The 17,210-nt window shown below is 68.9% G+C and carries 15 protein-coding genes; 7 read left to right on the top strand and 8 right to left on the bottom strand.

Going from position 1 to position 17,210, the window contains the following annotated elements:
• Positions 1–50 precede the first annotated feature (50 nt).
• From K0H49_RS05455 to K0H49_RS05445, 3 genes are read right to left on the bottom strand one after another with little or no spacing between them, the layout of a single operon-like run.
• Complete coding sequence (locus K0H49_RS05455; protein ID WP_219210091.1) at positions 51–842, bottom strand: amino acid ABC transporter ATP-binding protein; 792 nt, start codon at positions 840–842, stop codon at positions 51–53.
• Complete coding sequence (locus K0H49_RS05450; protein WP_219210090.1) at positions 842–1,519, bottom strand: amino acid ABC transporter permease; 678 nt, start codon at positions 1,517–1,519, stop codon at positions 842–844. Before K0H49_RS05450 ends, K0H49_RS05455 begins: the two co-directional genes overlap by 1 nt.
• A gap of 10 nt (positions 1,520–1,529) precedes the next feature.
• Positions 1,530–2,393: a transporter substrate-binding domain-containing protein gene (locus K0H49_RS05445; RefSeq protein ID WP_219210089.1), complete on the bottom strand. Its 864-nt coding sequence runs from the start codon at positions 2,391–2,393 to the stop codon at positions 1,530–1,532.
• 486 nt (positions 2,394–2,879) lie between these two features.
• On the opposite strand from K0H49_RS05445, the gene putA reads away from it, so the two are divergent.
• The 6 genes from putA (at position 2,880) to hisC (ending at position 12,225) form a co-directional block, all read left to right on the top strand.
• The gene (gene putA, locus K0H49_RS05440; protein ID WP_219210088.1) at positions 2,880–6,845 is read left to right on the top strand and encodes a trifunctional transcriptional regulator/proline dehydrogenase/L-glutamate gamma-semialdehyde dehydrogenase; all 3,966 of its coding nucleotides are present in this window, start codon (positions 2,880–2,882) and stop codon (positions 6,843–6,845) included.
• A 64-nt stretch (positions 6,846–6,909) separates the two neighbouring features.
• Positions 6,910–7,707: a pyrroline-5-carboxylate reductase gene (proC, locus tag K0H49_RS05435; RefSeq protein ID WP_219210087.1), complete on the top strand. Its 798-nt coding sequence runs from the start codon at positions 6,910–6,912 to the stop codon at positions 7,705–7,707.
• Between the two features lie 39 nt (positions 7,708–7,746).
• Entirely contained in the window at positions 7,747–8,760 is a 1,014-nt protein-coding gene (locus tag K0H49_RS05430) for an isopenicillin N synthase family dioxygenase (protein ID WP_219210086.1), read from the top strand.
• 262 nt (positions 8,761–9,022) lie between these two features.
• Positions 9,023–10,030, top strand: coding sequence for a diguanylate cyclase (locus tag K0H49_RS05425; protein ID WP_257624592.1), 1,008 nt, complete (start codon positions 9,023–9,025; stop codon positions 10,028–10,030).
• 100 nt (positions 10,031–10,130) lie between these two features.
• On the top strand, positions 10,131–11,132 hold the full coding sequence (locus K0H49_RS05420) for a CobD/CbiB family protein (RefSeq protein WP_219210084.1): 1,002 nt from the start codon (positions 10,131–10,133) through the stop codon (positions 11,130–11,132).
• 13 nt (positions 11,133–11,145) lie between these two features.
• Positions 11,146–12,225 carry a histidinol-phosphate transaminase gene (hisC, locus tag K0H49_RS05415; protein ID WP_219210083.1) on the top strand — a complete coding sequence of 360 codons (1,080 nt, stop codon included), beginning with the start codon at positions 11,146–11,148 and terminating at the stop codon, positions 12,223–12,225.
• Between the two features lie 12 nt (positions 12,226–12,237).
• On the opposite strand, the gene K0H49_RS05410 is transcribed toward hisC, so the two are convergent.
• From K0H49_RS05410 to K0H49_RS05390, 5 genes are all read right to left on the bottom strand, one after another.
• The gene (locus tag K0H49_RS05410) at positions 12,238–12,570 is read right to left on the bottom strand and encodes a DUF1090 family protein (protein WP_219210082.1); all 333 of its coding nucleotides are present in this window, start codon (positions 12,568–12,570) and stop codon (positions 12,238–12,240) included.
• Positions 12,571–12,666: 96 nt separating this feature from the next.
• On the bottom strand, positions 12,667–13,797 hold the full coding sequence (locus K0H49_RS05405) for a glycosyltransferase family 4 protein (RefSeq protein WP_219210081.1): 1,131 nt from the start codon (positions 13,795–13,797) through the stop codon (positions 12,667–12,669).
• A gap of 16 nt (positions 13,798–13,813) precedes the next feature.
• Positions 13,814–14,758, bottom strand: a complete 945-nt coding sequence (rsgA, locus tag K0H49_RS05400; RefSeq protein ID WP_219210080.1) for a ribosome small subunit-dependent GTPase A — start codon at positions 14,756–14,758, stop codon at positions 13,814–13,816.
• A 9-nt stretch (positions 14,759–14,767) separates the two neighbouring features.
• Positions 14,768–15,112, bottom strand: a complete 345-nt coding sequence (locus K0H49_RS05395) for a 4a-hydroxytetrahydrobiopterin dehydratase (protein ID WP_219210079.1) — start codon at positions 15,110–15,112, stop codon at positions 14,768–14,770.
• Between the two features lie 25 nt (positions 15,113–15,137).
• Positions 15,138–16,397 (bottom strand): M48 family metallopeptidase, encoded by a 1,260-nt coding sequence (locus K0H49_RS05390; protein ID WP_219210078.1) that lies wholly within the window; start codon positions 16,395–16,397, stop codon positions 15,138–15,140.
• 70 nt (positions 16,398–16,467) lie between these two features.
• On the opposite strand from K0H49_RS05390, the gene orn reads away from it, so the two are divergent.
• A complete protein-coding gene (gene orn, locus K0H49_RS05385; protein WP_219210077.1) occupies positions 16,468–17,064 on the top strand; it encodes an oligoribonuclease in 597 nt (198 codons plus the stop codon).
• Positions 17,065–17,210 lie beyond the last annotated feature (146 nt).

Genomic DNA, 17,210 nt, shown 5'->3' with positions numbered 1-17,210 from the left:
AGCACCGCAGATGCGGGATCGGGGTGCGCAGCAGGTTCATTCATGCGTTCTCAGCCTTGCTTGGCCTGATGGAATCGCTCGAGGAACGACACCAGCTTCGCATCCTGCGGCCGGTTCATGATGGCCTCGGCCGGGCCGATCTCCGCCATCACGCCGTCGCGCATGAAGCCGATACGGTCCGACACATTGGCCGCGAAGGCCATCTCGTGCGTGACCAGCACCATCGTCATGCCCTCGGCCGCGAGTTCGCGGATCACCGACAGCACCTCGCCGACCAGTTCGGGGTCGAGCGCCGAGGTGGGCTCGTCGAACAGCATCACGGCCGGCTGCATCGCCAGCGCGCGGGCGATCGCCACGCGCTGCTTCTGGCCGCCCGACAGGCGCGCCGGATGCTGCTGCGCCTTCTCGGCGAGGCCGACCTTGCCCAGCAGCGTCATCGCCAGGGCCTTGGCCTCGTCGACGCTCTTGCCCTGCACCTGGACCGGGCCTTCGATGATGTTCTGCAGCACCGTCATGTGCGGGAACAGGTTGAAGTGCTGGAACACCATGCCGATGTTGGCGCGCAGGCCGGCCAGCTTCTCGTCCTTGGGCGGACGCCCGCTGGCGCTGAAGGCGAAGCGGTGGCCGCTGACATCGAGCTGGCCGTCTTCGGGCATCTCGAGCAGGTTCATGCAGCGCAGGAAGGTCGACTTGCCCGAGCCGCTGGCGCCGATCAGCGTGACCACTTCGCCGGGCTGCACCGCGAGCGACACGCCCTTGAGCACATGGTGGTCGCCGAAGGACTTGTGGATGCCCGTGGCCTGCAGGATCGGGGCGGCAGAGGAGGTTTGCGGGGTTGGCATCACTTGGAGGCTCCCAGGCGGCGCTCGACGCGGGTCGCGATGAGGGTGAGCGGGAACAGCACGGCGAAGTAGATCACCGCGATGGTGGTGTAGACCTCGAGCGGCCGGTAGCTCGCGCCGGTGATGACCGAGCCCTGGTAGAGCAGGTCGCCCACGGCCACGGCCGACACCAGCGAGGTGTTCTTCAGCTGCATGATGGTCTGGTTGATCAGCGAGGGGATCATCAGCGGGAAGGCCTGCGGCAGGATGATGCGGCGGAAGATCTTGCTGCGGCGCATGCCGATCGCGCGGCCGGCTTCCCACTGGCCGCGGTCCACGGCCTCGATGCCGCCGCGGAAGATCTCGCTGTAGAAGGCGCCCGCATAGAAGGACAGCGCCAGGAAGCAGGCGGTGGTGGCCGACATGTCGACACCGATCAGCACCGGCAGCGCGTAGTAGGCCCAGACCAGTTGCACCAGCAGCGGCGTGCAGCGGAAGATCTCGGTCCAGATCTGCAGCGGCACGGACACCCAGCGCGTCATGGTCGGGTTGCGCAGCACGCCGGTGATCAGGCCCAGCACGAGGCCGACCAGCACCGTGCTCACGGTGAAGGCCAGCGTCACGCCCAGCCCGCGCCAGATCAGCGGCAGGTAGGGAACGAGGGACCCGAAGTCCCAGGCGTAGGAAGCGTTGTCCATGCGGTCGCGCTCAGAACTGGATTTCGCTCGGAATGTCTTCGGGCTTGATGTTCAGCGCCTGGAAGCCCTTGAGCATCCACTCGCGCGTCTGGCCGCTGAAGCGGTTGTTGTCGGCCCACACGCTGAGGAAGTTCTTGAAGCGCGGATCGGTCTCCATGCGGATGCCCAGGTTGGTCGGCATCGTCAGCGTGGGCTTGGGGATCACCAGGGTGCCCAGCGTCGGGTTCTTCTTCATGGTCGAGATCGCCAGCACGGCCAGCACCACGGTGCAGTCGGCGCGGCCCGTGGCCACGGCCAGCACGGCCTCGTCGCGCGTCTTGAAGCCCAGGATGTTGGCCTTGGGGCAGTAGCGGCGGGCGATGGTCTCGTGCGTCGAGCCGATGTCCACGGCGATCTTCACGGTCGGCTTGTTGAGTTCCTCCCAGGTGGTGGTCTTGGCGAAGCCCTTGCGCGTGATCGCGGTGTACGAGTGCACCAGGATGGGCGTGGAGAAGTCGATCACCAGCGCGCGTTGCGGCGTCGGGCTGACGGCAAACGCCAGGTCCACCTTGCCGGACTGCAGGTCCAGGATCTGGTTGCCCCAGCTCGATTCGACCGTTTCCACCTTGGCGCGCAGCAGCGTGGCGATGTCGGTGGCCATGTCGATGCAGGCGCCGCTCCAGGCGTTGGTCACCAGGTCCTTGTGGAAATAGGGCTCCTGGCCGGGGATCACGGCGACGCGCAGCACGCCGCTCTTCTGGACCTTGTCCAGCGTGGAGCCGCTGGCGGGCGTCGATGCGGCGGGTTGGGCCAGGGCCTGGGTGGCGGTCGCTGCGGTGACGGCGACGGCGGCGCCGGCGACGGCCAATTGATTGAACATGGCTCTGCGTTGCATGAAGAACTCCTTCGGGGACGAATTAAAGAGAGCGTGTCCCCAATGAAAAAGGAACAGCGCAGCACATCGGCAATTCAGCCGAATTGAATTGAATAAAAGAGCGTGAGAATCTGCGGGCGCCCGTCACGGCGGACCGTGGATCATAAACGTTGGGCGTCGGGTTGCAACTATTTCCCAGGCGTTTCTACCTAGGGGTTGCACCTATTGTTCGGGCCCATTGTTGTGCGGATTCAACGAAGTTCGCCAGTAGGCGCACAACGCTGGTGCATCGCGGGGCTGTGTGAGCAAGAAGGGGCGCAAGAGAAGGGTCATGACCGATGCGGAGTGCAATAAGCAGGCCAGGTTGCCTGTGCTTGTTGCGCAAGGTGCAACCCGAGTGCGTTTCGATTGTTGGGTTGCACCTTTTAATTGGAAAAGCGGTTGCGCCTCGCTCGGGGTTGATTTAACATCCGCCGCAATTCAATCTCCTAGCCTTAAAGCGATTCAATGTCCCTGACCACACTCGGCGTGAAGCTGGACGACAGCGTGCGCGAGCGCCTCAAGAAGGCCGCGCTCAAGGTCGACCGCACCACCCACTGGCTGATCAAGCAGTCCATCTACGCGCACCTCGAACGGCTGGAGCGCGGCCTGCCGCTCGACGAGGTCTTCGGTGCCGCACCGTCGGCGCTCAACGGCGCCGAGCACCCCTGCGTCGCGGCCGAGCCCGAGTCCTCCCACCAGCCCTTCCTCGACTTCGCCGAGAACGTGCTGCCGCAGAGCGTGCTGCGCGCGGCCATCACCGCGGCCTACCGCCGGCCCGAGGCCGAGCAGGTCGCGATGCTGCTGCCGCAGGCGCGCCTGCCTGAGGACATGGCGGCCGCCACGCACCGGCTGGCGTGCCAGCTGTCCGAGAAACTGCGCGGCCACCAGGCCGGCGGCCGCGCGGGCGTGGTGCAGAACCTGCTGCAGGAGTTCTCGCTGTCCTCGCAGGAAGGCGTGGCGCTGATGTGCCTGGCCGAGGCGCTGCTGCGCATCCCCGACAAGGGCACGCGCGACGCGCTCATCCGCGACAAGATCAGCAACGGCAACTGGCAGCCGCACCTGGGCAAGAGCACCTCGCTGTTCGTCAACGCCGCGACCTGGGGGCTGATGCTCACCGGCAAGCTGGTGTCCACCCACAACGAGTCGGGCCTGAGCCATTCGCTGGGCCGCGTGCTCACGCGCGGCGGCGAGCCCGTGGTGCGCAAGGGCGTGGACATGGCGATGCGCCTGATGGGCGAGCAGTTCGTCACCGGCGAGACCATCGGCAAGGCGCTGGCCAACGCCGGCAAGCTCGAGGCGCGCGGCTTCCGCTACTCCTACGACATGCTGGGCGAGGCCGCGCTCACCGACGCCGATGCGCTGCGCTACATGGCCTCCTACGAGCAGGCCATCCACGCGATCGGCATGGCGGCCTCGGGCGCGGGCATCTACCGCGGCCCGGGCATCTCGATCAAGCTGTCGGCGCTGCACCCGCGCTACAGCCGCGCGCAGTACCCGCGCGTGATGGACGAGCTGTACCCGCGCCTGCTCACGCTCACGCTGCTGGCGCGCAAGTACGACATCGGCCTCAACATCGACGCCGAGGAGGCCGACCGGCTCGAGCTCTCGCTCGACCTGCTCGAGCGCCTGTGCCACGAGCCCGGCCTGGCCGGCTGGAACGGCATCGGCTTCGTGATCCAGGCCTACCAGAAGCGCTGCGCGGGCGTGATCGCCTACCTGATCGACCTGGCACGCCGCAGCCGCCACCGGCTGATGGTCCGGCTGGTCAAGGGCGCCTACTGGGACAGCGAGATCAAGCGCGCCCAGATCGACGGCCTCGAGGACTACCCGGTCTACACGCGCAAGGTGCACACCGACGTGTCCTACCTGGCCTGCGCGCGCCAGCTGCTGGCCGCGCCCGAGGCGGTGTACCCGCAGTTCGCCACCCACAACGCGCACACGCTGGCCGCCATCTACCACCTCGCGGGCCAGAACTACTACGAAGGCCAGTACGAGTTCCAGTGCCTGCACGGCATGGGCGAACCGCTCTACGACCAGGTCGTGGGCCCGCTCGACGAGGGCCGGCTCGGCCGCCCCTGCCGCATCTACGCGCCCGTGGGCAGCCACCAGACGCTGCTGGCCTACCTGGTGCGCCGGCTGCTGGAGAACGGCGCCAACACCTCCTTCGTCAACCGCATCGCCGACAAGAGCCTGTCGATCGAGGCGCTGGTCGCCGACCCGGTGAAGGCGGTCGAGGCGCAGGGCAAGGCCGACGGCCGCACCGGCCTGCCGCACCCGCGCATCCCGCTGCCGCGCGACCTGTACCCGGGCCGCGCCAATGCGCCGGGCCTCGACCTGTCGAACGAGCAGCGGCTGGCGTCGCTCTCGAGCGCACTGCTGCACACCGCCAACGGCGACTGGCTCGCGCAACCGATGCTCGCGCAGCCGGTGGCCGCGGGCCTGCGCCAGCCGGTGCTCAACCCGGCGCGCCACGACGACGTGGTGGGCCAGGTGCAGGAAGCCACGGCCGACGACGTGGAACGCGCGCTGCAGTCCGCGCAGGACGCCTTCCAGATCTGGCAGGCCACGCCCGCCATCGAGCGCGCCGACATGCTCGAGCGCAGCGCCGAGATGCTCGAAGGCCGCATGCAGCCGCTGCTGGGCCTCTTGGTGCGCGAGTCCGGCAAGACGCTGCCCAACGCCATCGCCGAGGTGCGCGAGGCGGTCGACTTCCTGCGCTACTACGCGGCCCAGGTGCGCACCGACTTCAGCAACAAGACCCACCGCCCGCTGGGCCCGGTGGTCTGCATCAGCCCCTGGAATTTCCCGCTGGCCATCTTCATCGGCCAGATCGCCGCGGCGCTGGCCGCCGGCAACACGGTGCTGGCCAAGCCGGCCGAACAGACCCCGCTGATCGCGGCGCAGGCGGTGCAGATCCTGCACGCGGCCGGGCTGCCGCCGGGCGTGCTGCAGCTGCTGCCCGGCACGGGCGAGATCGTCGGTGCGGCACTGGTGGCCGATGCGCGCGTGCAGGCGGTGCTGTTCACCGGCTCCACGCAGGTCGCGCGCATCCTGCAGCGCGTGATCGCCGGGCGCCTCGATGCGCTGGGCCATCCGATCCCGCTGATCGCCGAGACCGGCGGCCAGAACGCGATGATCGTGGACTCGTCCGCGCTGGTCGAACAGGTCGTGACCGACGTGGTCGCCTCGGCCTTCGACAGCGCCGGCCAGCGCTGCTCGGCGCTGCGCATCCTGTGCGTGCAGGAGGACATCGCCGAGCGCACCATCGAGATGCTGCAGGGCGCGATGAGCGAATGCACGCTGGGCAATCCCGAGCATTTCAGCGTCGACATCGGCCCGGTGATCGACCGCGAGGCGCAGCAGTCGCTGCTGCAGCACATCGAGGCCATGCGCGCCAAGGGCCGGCCGGTGTTCCAGGTCGCGCGCGCCCATGGCGACGACGCGGCACGCGGCACCTTCGTCACGCCCACGCTGATCGAGATCGAGCGTATCGACGAACTCGAGCGCGAGGTCTTCGGCCCGGTGCTGCACGTGCTGCGCTATGCGCGCAACGAACTCGACGGGCTGCTCGAGCAGGTCAACGCCAGCGGCTACGGCCTCACGCTGGGCGTTCACTCGCGCATCGACGAGACCATCCAGAAGATCGTGGCGCGCGCCAAGGTCGGCAACCTCTACGTGAACCGCAACATGGTGGGCGCGGTGGTGGGCGTGCAGCCCTTCGGCGGCGAGGGCCTGTCGGGCACCGGCCCCAAGGCAGGCGGCCCGCTCTACCTCTACCGGCTGCTGTCGAGCGCGCCCGCACAGGCCGTGTTCGCGAGCCTGAGGCCGGCCGCGGGCACCGCGGTCGAAGGCCATGCGACCGATGCCGTGCGCAGCCCGCTGCTGGCGGCGTTGGCGCAATGGAGTGACGGTGCCCAGCCCGAACTCGCGACGCTCTGCGCGCAGTACGCCGCGCAGTCGCTGGCCGGCACCGAGCTGCTGCTCGACGGCCCGACCGGCGAACGCAATGCCTACCGGTTGTCGGCGCGCGAAGCGGTGCTGTGCCTGGCTGCGTCGGATGCCGACCTGCTGTGCCAACTCGCGGCCGTGCTGGCCGTCGGTGCGTGCCCGGTCTGGCCCGACACGGCGGCCGCGCGTGCCCTGGCCGCACGCCTGCCGAAGCTGGTGCGCGAAGCGATCGACTGGCGCAGCGACTGGACCCGCGGCGGCGAGAGCGAAGGCGACTTCAGCGCGGTGATCTACCACGGCGACTCCGACCAGTTGCGCGGCGTGAGCGAGCAACTGGCGCAGCGTGCCGGCCCGATCGTCAACCTGCAGGGCCTGGCGCCCGGCGAGACCGAGATCGTGCTCGAGCGCCTGCTGATCGAGCGCAGCCTGAGCGTCAACACCGCGGCGGCGGGCGGCAATGCCAGCCTGATGAGCGTGGGCTGAAGCGCACGCGCGCACCACGCATTTCCTTCTTCCACAACGACAACCGAAGAGAAGAGTTCAAAGCATGAAAGTCCTGTTCCTGGGCTACGGCCACATGGGCGGCGCACTGGGCGAAGCCTGGAAGCGCAGCGGCCTCGCCGCGCAGGTGCTGGCGGTCGATCCGGCCAGCACGTCCGATCAGCCCGACCGCTACCCGAGCGTCGACGCGCTGGTCGCGGCCGGCGCCGGCGAGGGCATCGCGCTGATCGTGCTGGCGGTCAAGCCGGCCAAGGCGCTCGACGCGCTGCGCGCGCTGCCGCCGAAGGTGCTGGCGGGTGCGGCCGTGGTCTCGATCGCGGCCGGCGTCCCGATCGCCGCCTTGTCCTCCGCGTTGCCTTCGGGCACGCCCGTGGTGCGCGCGATGCCCAACACGCCGGTGATCCTCAACGCCGGCTGCACCGGCCTGTTCGCGGGCGCCACCGTCGATGCGGCGCTGCGCGCCAGCGTCGACCGCCTGTTCGCCACCGTGGGCTCGGCCCACTGGGTCGATGCCGAGCCCCTGCTCGACGCCGTGACCGCGCTCAGCGGCAGCGGCCCGGCCTACTACCACCTGTTCAGCGAAGCGCTGGCCGCGGCCGGCGTCGCGCTGGGCCTGGACGCCGCGCTGGCGCGCAAGCTCGCGGCCGACACCGCCTGGGGTGCGGCCGCGCTGCAGCACGCACCCGGGGCCGACTTCGCCGCGCTGCGCCAGGCCGTGACCTCGCCCAACGGCACCACCGCCGCTGCCATCGCGGTGTTCGAGGAGGAGGGCGCGCTGCGCCGCCTGATCGAACGCGCCGCACTCGCTGCGCGCGACCGCGCCGTCGAACTCTCCGCCTCCTGATCGTCTCTCACTCCCTCCCTTTGTTGACAAGGATTCGCCATGTCGGAACCCACCCCAGCCACCGCCAGCACCACCTACTTCGACGCCAGGAAGGTCGATGAGGCCTACATCCCCGTGATCGACATCTCCGGCCTGATCGACGGCCGCCCCGGCGCGCTCGAAGACGTGGCCGCGCGCATCATGGACGCCTCGCAGCGCATCGGCTTCTTCTACATCCAGGGCCACGGCATCCCGCAGGCCGTGATCGACGGCGCGAGCCGCGCGATGCGCGACTACTTCGCGCTGCCGCCCGAGGTCAAGGGCCTGCACCCGGTCAACACCAGCCAGCGCGGCTGGATGGCCACCGGCATGACGCGCCTCGAAGGCTCGAAGACGCACGACCTCAAGGAGATCTTCTTCTGGGGCCCCGAGCAGTGGTCGGAACACCTGGCCGCGCAGAAGGGCGCCGACTCGCTGATCGCCGACAACGTCTGGCCCGACGCCGAGTTCCCGGCCCTGCGCGCCGACCTGCTGCCCTACTACGACGCGGTCTGCCGCATCGGCCACCGGCTGCTGTCGGCCGTGGCGCTGGGCCTGAAGCGCGACCCGGCCTTCTTCGCCAGCAAGTACACCAGCCCGATGGCGCGCGGCCAGCTCGTCTACTACCCGGTGTCGAGCGCCAAGGACGAGAGCGAAGAGCGCTTCGGCTCGGCCCCGCACACCGACTTCGGCGTGCTCACGCTGCTGCTGCAGGATTCGAACGGCGGCCTGCAGGTGCGCAACCGCGAAGGCGAGTGGGTGGCGGCGCAGCCGATCCCCGGCACGCTTGTCTGCAACATCGGCGACCTGCTCCACCGCTGGTCGAACGAGACGCTGAGCTCCAACCTGCACCGCGTGATCAACCGCTCGGGCAACGAGCGCCATTCGATCGCGATCTTCTTCGACCCGACGCCCGACGCCGTGATCGACCCGACCGACCTGGGCTTCCCCGAAGGCGTCGAGAAGTACCCGCCGATCACGGCCTCGGGTTACATCCACGGCAAGAACAAGAAGAACTTCTCGCAGTACAAGTAGCCGAAAGACGAAGGCCGATCCTCTGGCGCAGAGGTCGGCCGGCGGCGAGGCGTGGAGTGGAGTGGAGTGGAGGCGGCGCGCGGAAAAGGGCATCCTGACCGCCGTTTTCTCTCTCGTGCCCGCTGCGCGCGCGCCGATCCTTTCGTGGTTTGCATCACGCCGGGAGCCGGCGCGTGGCGCCACGGCCCAGGACCGCAACGTCCCGCTGCCCTAGACTCGGCCGGCACTCCATGCCGTCCTGATGTCCACCCATCTGCACCAAATGCCACGCCGCGTTTATCCGCTGCGGGTCCTGGGCATGGGCCTGGGGGGCGTGGTCACGGCGGTGGTGTTGCAGGGCAGGGACGCCTCTCTCGCCACCTGGCTCGGCGTGCTGCTGCCCGCCTTTGTCTGGCCCCACGTGGCCTATCAGCTCGCCGTGCGCAGTGCCGATCCCTATCGCGCCGAGATCCGCAACCTGCTCGTCGATTCGGCCATCACCGGGGCCTGGGTCCCGCTGATGCACTACGGTCTGCTGCCGTCGGTGTTGCTGTGCACCTTGACCATGGTCGACAAGATCACGACCGGCATCAAGGGCCTGTGGGCGCGCTCGGTGCCGGGCATGCTCGGCGCCGGCCTGCTCACCGGGCTGGTCACCGGCGCCCCGGTCGTGCTGGAGAGCTCGCTGACGGTGGTGATCGCCTGCATGCCCGTGCTGATGCTGCACACCCTGTCGGTGAGCGTGGTCAGCTACCGGCTGATCCGCAAGGTGTCGCGCCAGAACCAGGAGCTCGAGGTGCTGCGGCGCATCGATGCCGTCACCGGGCTCTACGACCGCGCGCACTGGGAGGTGCAGGCGCAGGAAGCGCTGCGCCGGCACGTGTCGACCGGCGCGCCCGCCAGCTTGCTGATGCTGGACATCGACCAATTCAAGATGGTGAACGATTCGCGCGGCCACACGACGGGCGACGAGGTGATCCGCGTCGTGGCCGGCATCGTGCGCGACTGCTTGCGTGGCGGCGACTGCGCGGGCCGTTACGGGGGCGACGAGTTCGCGGTCGTGCTGCCCGGTGCATCGGCGCAAGAGGCCGCGCAGCTCGCGCAGCGCATCCGGGACAAGGTGGAGCACAGCCGCTTCCGCGATTTTGCGGATCTGCGCGTCACCAGCAGCATCGGCGTGGCGGCATTGGACGGCCGTCATGCGACCTTGCTGGACTGGCTGAACGCGGCCGACGCCGCGCTCTACGAGGCCAAGGCCGCCGGCCGCAACCGGGTCGTCATGGCGAGCTGAGGGGCATCGCTTCCGGTCTCGGTGCGCGGAGTTTCGAGAATGGGGCCGCGATTCTCCGCTGCCAGCGCGATGCGCGAAAGCGACTCGCTATCATCGGCCGATGAGCTTCTTTGCCATCCTGTGCGCCTTGTTGATCGAGCAGGTGCGGCCGCTCACCGTCCACAACCCGGTGTATGCCGCGGTGCTCGCCTGGACGCGCTGGACCAGCCGCAATTTCGATGCCGGCAAGTCGCACCACGGCTGGGTCGCCTGGGGTCTGGCGGTCTTCGTGCCCACGCTGCTGACGCTGGGCGTCCACTGGCTGCTGGTGCTCACGCTGGGCCTGCCTTTCGCGGTGCTGTGGAGCGTCGCGATGCTCTACATCACGCTGGGCTTTCGCCAGTTCAGCCATCACTTCACCGGCATCCGCGACGCGCTCGAAGAGGGCGACCAGCCGCTCGCGCGCTCGCTGCTCGCGCACTGGCAGCACGCCGATGCGGCCGACCTGCCGCGCAGCGAGATCGTGCGCCATGTGATCGAGCATTCGGTCATCGCCGCGCACCGCCATGTGTTCGGCGTGCTGGCCTGGTTCTCGGTGCTCGCGGCCCTGGGGCTGGGTCCCGCCGGCGCGGTGTTCTACCGCATGAGCGAATTCGTCGCGCGCTACTGGACCCACAAGGACGGTGCCACGGTGCAGCCCTCCAGCCTCTCGGTGCAACAGGCCGCGCGCCGTGCCTGGGCGCTGACCGACTGGCTGCCCGCGCGCATCACCGCGCTCGGCTTCGCCGTGGTGGGCAGCTTCGAGGATGCGATCGACTCCTGGCGCAACGACGCCAAGCGCTTTCCCGACCCCAACGACGGCGTGATCCTGGCCGCCACCTCGGGGGCCGTGAACGTGCGCCTCGGCGGCGGCACGTTGCGGCCGCTGGACGGCGGCGATGCGCTCACGCATGCGCAGGCCGGCGACACCCACTGGGCCGACCCCGAACACGACAGCGGCAGCACCGGCGGCCGCGAGCCCGACCTGGCGCACCTGCGCAGCGTGGTGGGCCTGGTGTGGCGCTCGGTCGTGATGTGGATGGTGCTGCTGGCGCTGCTCACGCTCGCGCGCCTGCTCGGTTGAGGCGCCCGTCCGCATGACCGCCATCCCTTCCTTCTGGAGCCCGCGCATCGGTGCGCTCCAGCCCTACGTGCCCGGCGAGCAGCCGCGCATCGACGGGCTGGTCAAGCTCAACACCAACGAGAACCCGTACCCGCCGTCGCCCGCCGTGCTCGACGCGATCCAGGCCGCGGCGGCCCACGGGCTCGAGCGCTACCCCGATCCCGAATCGCAGGCGCTGCGTGAAGCCATCGCGGCGCGCCACGGGCTGCAGGCCGACCAGCTGTTCGTCGGCAACGGCTCCGACGAAGTGCTGGCACACGCCTTCTTCGCCTTCTTCCAGCAGGCCGAGCCGCTGCTGTTCCCCGACGTCACCTACAGCTTCTACCGCGTCTATGCGCAGCTCTACGGCATCGACTGCGTGCTGCAGCCGGTCGACGCCGCGCTGCGCATCGACGTCGATGCGCTGGCGGCGCGCGCGGCCCAGGGCTGTGCCGGCCTGGTGATCGCCAACCCGAACGCGCCCACCGGCTGCGGATTGCCGCTGGCCGACATCGAGCGCCTGCTCGCGGCCTGCCCGTCGCGGGTGGTGCTGGTTGATGAGGCCTATGTCGATTTCGGCGGCGAGAGCGCGCTGGCGCTGGTCGACCGCCATCCGAACCTGCTGGTGGTGCAGACCCTGTCCAAGTCGCGTTCGCTGGCCGGCCTGCGCGTGGGCTTCGCCTGCGGCCAGGCCTCGCTGATCGACGCGCTGACTCGTGTGAAGAACAGCTTCAACTCCTACCCGCTCGACCGCCTCGCGCAGGCCGGCGCGATCGCCGCGATGCAGGACGACGCATGGTTCCAGCAGACGCGCGACGCCGTCATCGACACGCGCGAAGGGCTGGTGCTGCAGCTCGAAGACTTCGGCTTCGAGGTGCTGCCCTCGCAGGCCAACTTCGTGTTCGCGCGGCATCCGTCGCATGACGCCGCCGCGCTGGCCGCGGCCTTGCGCGAACGGGCGGTGCTGGTGCGCCACTTCTCCCAGCCGCGCATCGCGGCCTACCTGCGCATCAGCATCGGCACGCGGGCGCAATGCGGGCAGCTGGTCGACGCGCTGGCGGCGATCCTCGCCTAGGGGCCGCCGCCCTCAAAGCCCCTGCCTCAACTTGCGCAGGTCCGTCTCTGCGCGATCGAGCTCCTTGCGCAGGTCTGCAATTTCCTTTTGTAGCCGCGCGATGCCGGCCTCACGGCTTTGCACCGGAGGATGCGTTCCGCAGCGCAGCTGGACCGCTGCCAACTGCTCGGCGAGCTGCCGGCGTTGCAGCATGCGCCCTCTGGCCTGGGCTATGTCCATCTCCTGGATGAGCGACGCCTCTTCGCTCTTGCATCCGGCTTCATCGACCGGGTTCGATGGCTGCGCCAGGGCCGACGTCGCGAGAAGGATTGGAATGACAAGAAGGCAGTTGAGGAGGGGGTGCATGGCTGTGCTTTTACGACACGGCGCGCACTTTCGCTCTCAATCTGTCTCGGACATCAAGGTCAAGCCCACCCGCGCCAGGGCGCTATCGCCGGGCTGTTATCGCCGCGCCACCACGTCCTGCAGCAGCCCCACATACTGCGCCACGAAGCGCCCCGGCAGGAACTGCTGCGCGCGCGTGCGCGCGGCCGACGACAGCGCGGCGCGGCGTACCGGGTCGTCGAGCAGTTGCTGCATGCGCTCTGCCAGCGCCGCGTGGTCGCCGTTGGGAAAGCTCAGGCCCGCATCGCCCACGCATTCGGCCAGGCCACCCTGCGCCGACACGATCAGGCATTTGCCCGCGGCCATGAGTTCGATCGCCACGCCGCCCATGGGCTCGTACCAGGCCGAGGGAATGATGCCGATGGCGCCGTGGCCGACGGCTTCGACCAGCGCGGCGCCCGATTGCCGGCCGGCGAACACCACCGCATCCGCAAGGCCGAGTTCGGCCACCATCTGCTCGATCACCGGCCGCGCCGCGCCGTCGCCGATCAGCAGCAGGCGCGGGCCGGGGCCGTGGCGCTTGAGCAATTCGGCAAAGGCCCGCACCAGCACGTCGACGCCCTTCTCCTGGACCAGGCGTCCCATGTAGAAGAAGTCGAACGCGGGATTCGGCAGGTCTGCGCCGGCAAACTGCGCGATCGGGAAGGGGTTGTAGATCTGCACCTGGCGCGGCAGCGGCAACGCCTGCTGCATCCACTGCGTGATCGCCACGTGGCGGTCGACCGCAAACTGGGCGACACCGCGCCGCAGCCACAGCTTGAGCCCCTCGCGCAGCGCCGTGGCCCAGCCGCTGCGGCGCGCGTGGAAGCGCACCGAGGCGAGCGGCGTGATGGGTGCACTCGCGTTGTCGACCCAGCCCAGGCCGTCGATGCACGCCACCTGGTAGCCCACGTGCACCCAGACGAAGGGCTTGCGTGCCAGCAGCACCCAGGGCTGCAATGCCAGGCTCGCGCCGTTGAACAGCACCACGTCGGCCCAGCGCACGAGTTCGCGTTGTTGCGCGCGCTGGGGGCGGCGGATCACCTCGAAACCATAGTCCGTGGGGGGCGCGCTGCCGGCCTCGCTTTGCGTGACGACCCGGCACTCGATGCCGCCGGTGGCCAGGAAGCCCTGTGCCAGCGCCATCGACACGGTTTCGACGCCGCCCACCGAGGGGTGGAAGGCATGGGAGTACAGCAGGACCTTCATGGCCGAGGGTGGGTGGTCAGTAGCGCGTCTGGCTCAGCTCGGCAAAGAGCTCGCCGTAGATCCGATAGCGCGTGGCGTGGATCTCGCCCGGGTGCGTGGGCGAATCGACTTGCGCGATCACGCCGCAGCCGGGTTCGTGCAGGTGCGAGCAGTTGTAGAACTTGCAGTTGTTCGCATGCGCGGCGATGTCGGGCATCAGCTTGGCGAGCTGCATGGGCTCGATGTGGTTGAGCCCGAATTCCTGGAAGCCCGGCGAATCGATCAGCCCGGTGCTGCGCTCGGCGTCGACCCAGTACCAGGTGGTGCTGGTGGTGGTGTGCTTGCCCGAGTTGAGCGCGTAGGAGATCTCGTTGGTCAGCGCCGAGGCGCTGGGCACCAGCAGGTTGATCAGCGTGCTCTTGCCCGCGCCCGAGGGCCCGAGCACCAGCGTGCTCTTGCCGGCCAGCTGCTGCATCAGCAGTGCGCGGTCTTCGGCGCCCGTGGCCGTGAGCGCCAGCGACAGCACGCCGGGGTACATGCGGCGGTAGGGCGCGAGCCGGGCCCAGGCGCGCTCGAAGGGCACGGCCAGGTCGCGCTTGTTGAGCGCGATGATCGGCGTGATGCGCTCGGCCTCGGCCGCGATCAGCGCACGCGCCAGCTGGTGCTCGGAGAACTCCGGCTCGGCCGCGATCAGGATCAGCACCTGGTCGAGGTTGGCCGCGAAGGACTTGGTGCGGATCTCGTCCTGCCGGTAGAACAGGTTCTTGCGCTCGACCACCTTCTCGATGGTGCCCTCGTCCTCGCTGGCCTGCCACTTCACGCGGTCGCCGACCACCGCCTGGCTCTTCTTGCCGCGCGGATGGCAGATGCGGCGTTCGCCGTCGGGCGTCTCGACCAGGCAATGGCGGCCGTGGCTCGCGATCACCAGGCCGTCGTGCAGGGCGGCGTTGGGAGCGGCCGTGGCGCTGCGTGGCTTAGCCACGGTGAACGCTCATGCCGCCGCCAGCAGGGCGTCGGCCTGGGCCGCGCACTCGAAGTCGGTGGCCGAGATGCCGGCCACGTCGTGCGTGTTGAAGCGCACCACGCAGCGGTTGTAGTGCACCGAGAGGTCCGGGTGGTGGTCGAAGCGGTGCGCCACCAGGGCCAGCGCATTCACGAAGGCGATGGTCTCGAAGTAGTTCGTGAAGGTGTAGGTCTTCTCGATCGCCACGGCCGCGCCGTCGCCTGTGAGCTTCCAGCCCTCGAGGCGGGCGAGGGCGCTGACGATCTCGGTGGCGCTCTGGGCACGCCGCGGTGGCGTGTTCTTCCAGTCCTTGATGTTGAGCATGCTGGTCATGGTGCGAAATCTCCAGAAGGGGTCATCAGGCCGCGCCCATGCGCGCCAGGCGCTCCGAGGCCGGCGGATGCGAGTAGTAGAACTTGACGAACACCGGGTCGGGCGTGAGCGTCGACGCGTTGTCCTGGTAGAGCTTGAGCAGGGCGGCGGCCAGGTCGGCACCGCTGGTCTGGGCCACCGCATAGGCGTCGGCCTCGAACTCGTGCTTGCGCGACATCCGGGCCGACAGCGGCGCGACGAAGAAGCTGAACACCGGCACCGCCAGCATGAACAGCAGCAGTGCCAGCGCGTTGTTGGGCGCGGCCATGTTGGGCTGCACGCCCAGGCCCGCATAGAACCACGACTGGCCCGACACCCAGCCCAGCAGCGCGAAGCCGGCCAGGCTCAGCGCGAACATCGCCACCATGCGCTTGACGATGTGGCGATGCTTGAAGTGGCCCAGCTCGTGGGCCAGCACCGCCTCGACCTCGCCGGCGTTGAGCTGGCGCAGCAGCGTGTCGTAGAACACCACGCGCTTGCTGGCGCCGAAGCCGGTGAAGTAGGCGTTGGCATGCGCGCTGCGGCGGCTGCCGTCCATCACGAACAGGCCCTTGGCCGCGAAGCCGCAGCGCTGCATCAGCGCGGTCACGCGGGCCTTGAGGCCGGCGTCGTCGAGCGGCTTGAACTTGTTGAACAGCGGTGCGATGAAGCTCGGGTACACCAGCATCAGCAGCAGGTTGAAGCCCATCCATGCGGCCCAGGCCCAGAACCACCAGAGCGTGCCGGCCGCGCCCATCAGCCAGAGGATCAGCGCCGCGATCGGCAGGCCGATGACCGCGCCCAGCAGCGTGCCCTTGACCGCGTCGCCCAGCCAGAGCTTGAAGGTCATCTTGTTGAAGCCGAAGCGCTCCTCGAGCCGGAAGGTCTGCCACAGCGTGAAGGGCAGGTCGAGCAGCCCGCCGATCAGCGCAAAGGCCGCAAGCAGCGCCAGTTGCTGCGCCATGCCGCCGCCCATCCAGGCCAGCAGCACCTTGTTGAGCAGGTCCAGCCCGCCCAGCAGCGTCCAGGCCAGCAGCAGCGCCGCGCCCCAGGCCATCTCGAGCAGGCCGAAACGGACCTTGGCGATGGTGTAGTCGGCGGCCTTCTGGTGGCCCGACAGCGTCATGGTCTGGGCGAAGACGGCCGGGACCGCGTCGCGGTGGCGCGCCACATGGCGGATCTGGCGCGTGGCGAGCCAGAACTTCACGGCGAGGCCGGCGAGGAGTGCGGCGGCGAAGGCGCAGGTGAAGCCGAGTGCGTAGGACATGGGTCGCCGAGTTTAGCCCCGGGGTCGTGACGCCATGCGGTGCCCGTACACCATCGACGACAATCCGCCGATGTCCGAATCCACCGCTCCGACCCCCGCCGCACCCGTCCCCACGCTGAAGAAGAGCGACCAGAACCTGGTCTGGCTCGACTGCGAAATGAGCGGCCTCGACCCCGAGAAAGAACACCTGCTGGAGATCGCCGTGGTCATCACCGGCCCCGACCTCACGCCGCGCATCGAAGGCCCGGTGCTGGTCATCCACCAGAGCGATGCCGTGCTCGACGCCATGGACGCCTGGAACAAGGGCACCCACGGCCGCAGCGGCCTGATCGACAAGGTCAAGGCCTCGACCCTCGACGAAGCCGCCGCCGAGAAGCAGCTGATCGAGTTCATCTCGCGCTACATCCCCAGGCAGGGTTCGCCCATGTGCGGCAACACCATCGGCCAGGACCGCCGCTTCCTGGTGAAGTACATGCCCAAGCTCGAGGCCTACTTCCACTACCGCAACCTCGACGTCAGCACCCTCAAGGAGCTGGCCAAGCGCTGGAAGCCCGCGGCCTACACCAGCTTCAAGAAGCAGCAGGCCCACACCGCGCTGGCCGACGTGCACGAGTCCATCGAGGAGCTGGCGCACTACCGCACCACCTTCCTGCGGCTGGAAGACTAGTTTCCCCCTGGGGATTAGGTAAAAACCCCAGGATGTGTCATAATTGCGGGCTTCGCTGCACAGTGCAGCGTTTCTCGCATCTCCCTATCTTGCACACCGCGCCCGATGAACGGGCCGCAGCCAAGGCAGACCTCCGGCAAACGGGT

It is taken from the genome of Variovorax boronicumulans (assembly GCF_019352895.1).
In the GTDB taxonomy this organism is placed as follows: Bacteria; Pseudomonadota; Gammaproteobacteria; order Burkholderiales; family Burkholderiaceae_C; genus Variovorax; species Variovorax boronicumulans_A.
The sequence above is the reverse complement of the archived record's forward strand: the minus strand, read 5'-3'. Positions and strand labels throughout refer to the sequence as shown.

What these genes read in the sequence shown, in the direction of transcription:
- K0H49_RS05405 (WP_219210081.1), bottom strand. Translation starts at nt 13,797, where the DNA reads ATGAAGGTCCTGCTGTACTCCCATGCCTTCCACCCCTCGGTGGGCGGC.
- putA (WP_219210088.1), top strand. Translation starts at nt 2,880, where the DNA reads ATGTCCCTGACCACACTCGGCGTGAAGCTGGACGACAGCGTGCGCGAG.
- K0H49_RS05410 (WP_219210082.1), bottom strand. Translation starts at nt 12,570, where the DNA reads ATGCACCCCCTCCTCAACTGCCTTCTTGTCATTCCAATCCTTCTCGCG.
- K0H49_RS05445 (WP_219210089.1), bottom strand. Translation starts at nt 2,393, where the DNA reads ATGCAACGCAGAGCCATGTTCAATCAATTGGCCGTCGCCGGCGCCGCC.
- proC (WP_219210087.1), top strand. Translation starts at nt 6,910, where the DNA reads ATGAAAGTCCTGTTCCTGGGCTACGGCCACATGGGCGGCGCACTGGGC.
- orn (WP_219210077.1), top strand. Translation starts at nt 16,468, where the DNA reads ATGTCCGAATCCACCGCTCCGACCCCCGCCGCACCCGTCCCCACGCTG.
- K0H49_RS05425 (WP_257624592.1), top strand. Translation starts at nt 9,023, where the DNA reads ATGCCACGCCGCGTTTATCCGCTGCGGGTCCTGGGCATGGGCCTGGGG.
- K0H49_RS05450 (WP_219210090.1), bottom strand. Translation starts at nt 1,519, where the DNA reads ATGGACAACGCTTCCTACGCCTGGGACTTCGGGTCCCTCGTTCCCTAC.
- K0H49_RS05395 (WP_219210079.1), bottom strand. Translation starts at nt 15,112, where the DNA reads ATGACCAGCATGCTCAACATCAAGGACTGGAAGAACACGCCACCGCGG.
- K0H49_RS05420 (WP_219210084.1), top strand. Translation starts at nt 10,131, where the DNA reads ATGAGCTTCTTTGCCATCCTGTGCGCCTTGTTGATCGAGCAGGTGCGG.
- K0H49_RS05455 (WP_219210091.1), bottom strand. Translation starts at nt 842, where the DNA reads ATGCCAACCCCGCAAACCTCCTCTGCCGCCCCGATCCTGCAGGCCACG.
- K0H49_RS05430 (WP_219210086.1), top strand. Translation starts at nt 7,747, where the DNA reads ATGTCGGAACCCACCCCAGCCACCGCCAGCACCACCTACTTCGACGCC.
- K0H49_RS05390 (WP_219210078.1), bottom strand. Translation starts at nt 16,397, where the DNA reads ATGTCCTACGCACTCGGCTTCACCTGCGCCTTCGCCGCCGCACTCCTC.
- hisC (WP_219210083.1), top strand. Translation starts at nt 11,146, where the DNA reads ATGACCGCCATCCCTTCCTTCTGGAGCCCGCGCATCGGTGCGCTCCAG.